Source organism: Agrobacterium sp. DKPNP3, from assembly GCF_052686535.1.
This window is the reverse complement of record NZ_JBQYSN010000151.1, coordinates 1-6782: the sequence shown is the minus strand read 5'-3', so window position 1 is coordinate 6782 and position 6782 is coordinate 1. Positions and strand designations below refer to the sequence as shown.

Here is a 6782-nt window from a genome sequence, read left to right as displayed (position 1 = left end):
CACGTCGAACGGCACGCCGGTGGAGACGGCCTCGGCGCCTGTTTCCGACGCTTATCAGCGGGCGCAGATGCAGTTCGAGCTCGCGCTTTCGGCAAAAGTTCTCGCCTATGTGCAGGATACGACCCGCGGTCGCGTCGATCCGAACCGTATTTCCGGCTACCATGATTTCAAGCGCAAGACGGTGAACCTCGCTCCCGTTCTGAAGCTTGCGGGCCTGAGCCCCGATGTGGCCGCCTATCTGCGCAGCCGCGAGCCCTCCAGCGCCGAATATCAGGCGCTGAAGGCAGAGCTTGCGCGTCTGCGTGGCGAGGGCGATGCTGCCCATGCCGTGCGCGTTCCCGCCGATCTGGTGCTGAAGCCCGGCAACAGCAGCGCCGATATGGCGAGTGTGGTCAAGGCCATCGAACATCGGGCATCGCCTGCCTTCAAGACAGAGCATGCGGCGATCATCTCCGCCTACCAGCAGACGCCGGAATACACACCTGATCTCGTTGACCTCGTGAAGGCGTTCCAGAGCGAAAACGGCCTGAAGGCCGATGGCGTGATCGGTCGCGCAACGGTTCGCGCGATGGTTGGCGAAAGCAATGATGCCAAGATCGCCAAGGTACAGGTGGCGATGGAGCAGATCCGCTGGCTGCCGGCCGATCTCGGCCAGCGTTATGTGTTCATCAACCAGCCCGCCTTCATGGCCTATTATCACAATGATGGTGTCGAACAGTTCGGCATGAAGGTCGTGGTCGGCTCCAAGGCAAACCAGACCTATTTCTTCCAGGACGAGATTCAGACGGTCGAGTTCAATCCCTACTGGGGCGTGCCGCAGTCGATCATCATCAACGAAATGCTGCCGAAGCTGCGCCGCGACCCGTCCTATCTCGACCGGCTGGGTTACGAAGTGCAGGTGAATGGCCGCGCCGTGTCGTCCTCCAGCGTCAACTGGTATGGCTCGACCAACGCCGTTTCCGTGCGCCAGCCGCCGAGCAGCGACAATGCGCTGGGCGACCTGAAAATCCTCTTCCCGAACGCCCATGCCATCTACATGCATGACACGCCGGCCAAGAGCTTCTTCAACCGCGACATGCGGGCCCTGAGCCACGGCTGTATCCGTCTGGTAGAGCCGCGCCGCATGGCGGCTGCCGTTCTCGGCACCACCATCGACAAGGTCAACGAACAAATCGCCTCCGGCAAGAACCGCGCCGTTCAGGTGCCCGTAAAAATCCCGGTCTATGTGTCCTACTTCACCGCCTGGCCGGACAAGGACGGCAAGGTACAGTTTTTCGACGATGTGTATGATCGCGACAGTTACGTGCAGAAAGCCTTTGCCGTGACGACGAAGGCAAGGGCCAGCTCGATCTGATCGACATCGTGTTGAGAGGAAAAGCGCCGGAAACGGCGCTTTTTTGTTCGATGGCAAGTCGGCCACAAGAATGGCGGGTTTAAACGGCAGCATCCGCACGCCGTCACCCCGGACTTGATCCGGGGTCCAGTGCGATCAAGTCTTTGATCGCGCGAAGACCCATTTCACGGCGCAGACGCGCCGTGGCTGGATGCCGGATCAAGTCCGGCATGACGGTGGCGAAAAGGGTTGTCTCAGGCCGCCGCGGCACCCTTTGCGACTAGCTGCTCGAACAGTTCCGGCGTCAGCGTCGCAAGATCGCTGATCACGACATCCGGCTCGAGTTTCACCATCGGCACATCCGTATAACCGAAGGTAACCCCGATAGAGGGCACGTTGGCGTTTTTCGCTGCAAGGATATCATTGATGCTGTCGCCGACCATGACAGTGCGTTGCGGGTCTCCGCCTGCCTTTTCGATGGTGCCGAGAATATGGCGCGCATCAGGTTTGCGGTACTCATAGGTATCACCGCAGGTGATGGCCGCGAAATAGGGCGTGAGGCCGAGTTTTTCCAGCAGCGGCGTAGCGAGGATTTCGGTCTTATTGGTGCAAACGGCGAGCGTGATGCCGGCGGCCTTTAGTGCGTCCAGCATTGCGACGATGCCGGGGTAGGGACGGCTTTCGCCGGGCATTTCAGCGCGGTAATGAGCGATAAAGCGATCATAAAGCGGATCGATTTCGGCTTCCGGCAATTCCGCCTCGCGCAGCGCGAAGGCGCGCTTGATCATGACCCGCGCGCCCTGGCCAACAAGGTGAGTAAGGTCGTCGTAGGTGACAGGTGCGAGGCCGGCGGCGGCGATTGTGAAGTTGAGGCTCGCGATAAGATCGGCGGCGGTATCGACCAGCGTACCGTCGAGATCAAAAATGGCGAGCGGGGAGAGCGGGCGGGATGTCACGGAAACGGCCTCTTGGGGAATGCGGGGCTGAGCTATTCATTCTGTCATTCGCGCCAAGCCTAGGCAAAGCCACCTGTCTTTGCAACCGCATCGCAACGTTCTGTTCGTTGCCTTGAAAAAGGCTTTCGTTTGGCTTTCGACCCGTGTAAACAGCACGGCGACAACAAAGCTACCGGAGTTTCAGGCACATGGATGCCCGCCAGATGAAGATCAAGGCCGCCGAGGCCGCACTGTCCCACGTGCAGGACGGAATGCGACTTGGGATCGGCACGGGTTCGACGGCCGAGGAATTCGTCCGACTTCTGGCGGAAAAGGTTGCTGCCGGCCTCAAGGTTGAGGGCGTTCCGACATCAGAGCGCACCGCGCGCCTCTGTGTCGAGCTTGGTGTGCCCTTGAAATCACTCGATGAATTGCCGGAACTTGATCTGACTATTGATGGTGCGGATGAGGTCGATCATGCCCTGCGGCTCGTCAAGGGCGGTGGCGGCGCGCTGCTGCGCGAGAAAATCGTGGCGGCGGCTTCGGCGCGCATGATCGTGATTGCCGATCAGACCAAGGTCGTCGAGACCCTCGGTGCCTTTCCCCTGCCGATCGAAATCAATCCGTTTGGCCAGGTCGCAACCCGCATCGCCATCGAAAAGCTGGCATCGCGGTCCGGCCTGTCGGGCGAGCTGAAGCTTCGCTCTTCCGGCGACGGCGCCTTCATGACGGACGGCGGACACCTCATTCTCGACGCATCTTTTGGCCGTATTCCTGATGCAGAAGCGCTAGCACGCGATCTGCACACGATTCCCGGTGTCGTTGAGCACGGACTTTTCATTAATTTGGCATCGCTTGCCATTATCGCGGGTCCTGAAGGCGCCCGCGTGATGCAGGCAGTATAACAGGAGCGAGATTTTCATGATCAAACTAGCGGGACTGGGCAAAGCTGCCGCTGCTTCGATCCTTATTTCCGGCATCGTGTTCGGTACTGCCGCACGCGCCCAGGAAATTTCCGAAGCGCATATTGCTGCCGCACGCAAGGCCATCACCTCCCTTGGTGTCACCGACCGTTTTGACGACATTCTGCCGGGCCTCGCCGAGCGTCTGAAGGCCGAACTCATTCAGGCTTCGCCCAATGTTCAGGACGCGATCACTGCGACCGTCGACGCCAAGGCGCTTGAGCTTGCACCGCGCCGCGCTGATCTGGAGCGTGAAGCCGCACTGACCTACGCACGCGCTTTCTCGGTTGAGGAACTGAACGCCATTTCGACGTTCTACGGCAGCGAAGCTGGCAAGAAGCTATTGAAGGACGGTCCGATCGCCACCCGCGAACTAATGAAGGCAGCCGACATCTGGGCAGCCGGTATCAACCGCGACCTCAACACCTCCAGCATGACCGAGCTGCAGAAGGTCGCCGGCGCTGACCTGAAGCCGCTTCCGGCCGATCACAACGCCACGGGCGGCGCTCCGGCTGCCAAGCCGTAAGGCGCCTTCCGAGGTTCAGAAATATTCAAAGCCCGGTTGCCCTACCGGGCTTTTCTTTTGTGCGTTGCAGCACCTATATGTGGCGTGAATGCATCGCCGCTGGCTCAGGATCGAGCGTGGCGATTTTGATCAGGGGTTTTGACTATGACAGCTTATGACTACGATCTTTTCGTCATCGGTGGCGGTTCCGGCGGCGTGCGCAGCGGCCGTGTTGCGGCGTCCCTCGGCAAGCGCGTGGGCATTGCTGAAGAATACCGCTATGGCGGCACCTGCGTCATCCGCGGCTGCGTGCCGAAGAAGCTGTTCGTCTACGCTTCGCAATTCCCTGAACATTTCGAGGATTCGGAAGGATTTGGCTGGAGCGTGGGTGAGCGCAGCTTCGATTGGAAGAAGCTGATCGCGGCGAAGGACAAGGAAATTGCCCGGCTGGAAGGTCTCTATCGCAAGGGACTGGAAAACGCCAAGGCCGATATTTTCGACAGCCGTGCCGAGCTGGTCGATGCCCATACCGTCAAGCTGACCAAAACCGGACAGACTTTTACCGCCGAGCGTATCGTGATTGCCGTCGGCGGCACGCCGAACGAGCACAGGGCGCTTCCCGGCCACGAGCTGACGATCTCCTCCAACGAGGCTTTCAATCTCGAAGAGTTGCCGAAGTCCATCCTGATTGCTGGAGGCGGTTACATCGCCGTCGAATTTGCCAATATTTTCCATGGACTTGGCGTGGAAACGACGCTGATCTATCGCGGCAAGGAAATCCTGTCGCGCTTCGATCACGACATGCGCAGGGGTCTGCATGAGGCGATGGAAGCCAAGGGCATCCGCATCATTCTGGAAGATGTCATCGAAGAAGTGAGCAAGGACGGCGCGGGCGGCTTCGTGGCGCGCACCAACAAGGGCAATTCCCTGCATGTCGGTCTGGTGATGCTGGCGCTTGGCCGCGATCCGAACACCAAGGGCCTCGGGCTTGAAAATGCCGGTGTGAAGGTGGATTCGCGCGGCGCGATCATCGTTGATGACTATTCGCGCACAAACGTGCCCAGCATCTTCGCGCTGGGCGACGTCACCGACCGGGTACAGCTGACGCCCGTGGCGATCCACGAGGCCATGTGCTTTATCGAGACGGAATACAAGAACAACCCGACCAAACCTGATCATGAGTTGATCGCGACGGCCGTATTCTCGCAGCCGGAGATCGGCACGGTCGGTCCGTCGGAAGAGGAAGCGGCCAGGAAATATCCGGAACTCGAAGTTTATCGCGCCCAGTTCCGGCCAATGAAGGCGACGCTGTCGGGCCGCCAGGAAAAGACGATCATGAAGCTGATCGTCAATGCTGGTGACCGGAAGGTGGTTGGCGTGCATATTCTCGGCCACGAGGCCGGCGAAATGGCGCAGCTTCTCGGTATCACGCTGAAAGCCGGTTGCACCAAGGATGACTTCGACCGCACCATGGCTGTTCATCCGACGGCAGCCGAGGAGCTGGTGACGATGTATTCGCCGAGCTACCGAGTGGTGAAGGGCGAGCGGGTCTAACGCCGATGCAGCTGTGATTTAATCGCTGCTTATCTCTGCCCGTCGCCGTCTGGGAAGGTATTTTTCTGGCGGCGAGGGGTGCATTAAATCGTTTGAATTAATTTTTATGCCTCCGGAGTGCGCAAATAGAGCAGAATGGGCCGGTTCCCTCGGAGATCGGCTATGCAAAGCCTGTGCTTGGAGCTATAAGCCGCTCAATTTTTCGAGGCGGTTGCGCGTCCTTTGCGCGGTCGAAGGAAGGGTAAGAACATGGCACAGAATTGGACCCCCGGCAGCTGGCGGCAGAAACCGATCCAGCAGGTTCCCGAATATCCTGATGCGGCAGCACTTGCTGCGACGGAAGCCACGCTTGCGACCTATCCGCCGCTGGTCTTTGCCGGTGAAGCCCGCCGCCTGAAAAAACAGCTCGCCAATGTGGCAGAAGGCAACGCCTTCCTGCTGCAGGGCGGCGATTGCGCCGAAAGCTTCCTCGAGCACGGCGCGGACAATATCCGTGACTTCTTCCGCGCCTTCCTGCAGATGGCCGTGGTGCTGACCTACGGTGCACAGCTGCCAGTCGTAAAGGTGGGGCGGATTGCCGGCCAGTTTGCCAAGCCGCGCTCTTCCAACGTGGAAGTGCAGGATGGCGTGACGCTGCCGTCCTACCGCGGTGATATCATCAACGGTATCGAATTCAACGAAGCCTCGCGCATTCCGAGCCCGGAGCGTCAGCTTGACGCCTACCGCCAGTCGGCGGCGACGCTGAACCTGCTGCGCGCTTTCGCCATGGGCGGTTACGCCAACCTCGAAAACGTTCACCAGTGGATGCTCGGTTTCATCAAGGACAGCCCGCAGGCGGATCGTTACCGCAAGCTGGCCGACCGGATTTCCGAAACGATGGACTTCATGAAGGCGATCGGCATCAGCGCCGACAGCAATCCGAGCCTGCGCGAGACGGATTTCTTCACCAGCCATGAGGCCTTGCTGCTCGGTTACGAAGAGGCGCTGACCCGTATCGATTCCACCTCCGGCGACTGGTACGCGACATCGGGCCACATGATCTGGATCGGCGACCGCACGCGTCAGCTCGACCATGCGCATGTCGAATATTTCCGCGGCATCAAGAACCCGATCGGCCTGAAGTGTGGTCCGTCGCTGACGCCCGACAATCTGATCGAGCTGATCGATGCGCTGAACCCGGCGAACGAGGCTGGCCGTCTGACCCTGATCTGCCGTTTCGGCCACGACAAGGTGGCAGACAGCCTGCCGAAGCTCATCCGTGCGGTGGAAAAGGAAGGCCGCAAGGTCGTATGGTCCTGCGACCCCATGCATGGCAACACGATAACGCTCAACCACTACAAGACGCGCCCGTTCGAGCGCATCCTGTCGGAAGTCGAAAGCTTCTTCCAGATCCATCGCGCCGAGGGCACGCATCCGGGCGGCATCCACATCGAGATGACCGGCAAGGACGTGACCGAGTGCACGGGTGGCGCGCGCGCCGTGACGGCGGATTC

General features: G+C 60.0%; 6 protein-coding genes. 5 read left to right on the top strand and 1 reads right to left on the bottom strand.

Features of this window, described 5'->3' with window-relative positions:
* Positions 1-1354 (top strand): L,D-transpeptidase family protein (locus tag ACUTJJ_RS24290; RefSeq protein ID WP_445543697.1); only part of this gene is annotated, 1354 nt, incomplete at its 5' end.
* A gap of 233 nt (positions 1355-1587) precedes the next feature.
* Here the strand turns inward: ACUTJJ_RS24290 and ACUTJJ_RS24285 are convergent.
* Complete coding sequence (locus ACUTJJ_RS24285) at positions 1588-2289, bottom strand: HAD family hydrolase (RefSeq protein WP_445543696.1); 702 nt, start codon at positions 2287-2289, stop codon at positions 1588-1590.
* Positions 2290-2477: 188 nt separating this feature from the next.
* Between ACUTJJ_RS24285 and rpiA the strand changes: the two genes are divergently transcribed.
* The 4 genes from rpiA to ACUTJJ_RS24265 all read left to right on the top strand — a co-directional run.
* On the top strand, positions 2478-3173 hold the full coding sequence (rpiA, locus tag ACUTJJ_RS24280) for a ribose-5-phosphate isomerase RpiA (protein ID WP_296070287.1): 696 nt from the start codon (positions 2478-2480) through the stop codon (positions 3171-3173).
* A gap of 16 nt (positions 3174-3189) precedes the next feature.
* Positions 3190-3756 carry a DUF2059 domain-containing protein gene (locus tag ACUTJJ_RS24275; protein WP_063948910.1) on the top strand — a complete coding sequence of 189 codons (567 nt, stop codon included), beginning with the start codon at positions 3190-3192 and terminating at the stop codon, positions 3754-3756.
* Positions 3757-3900: 144 nt separating this feature from the next.
* On the top strand, positions 3901-5289 hold the full coding sequence (gene gor / locus ACUTJJ_RS24270) for a glutathione-disulfide reductase (protein ID WP_445543695.1): 1389 nt from the start codon (positions 3901-3903) through the stop codon (positions 5287-5289).
* 249 nt (positions 5290-5538) lie between these two features.
* A partial coding sequence (locus ACUTJJ_RS24265) for a class II 3-deoxy-7-phosphoheptulonate synthase (RefSeq protein WP_445543694.1) occupies positions 5539-6782 on the top strand: 1244 nt, incomplete at its 3' end.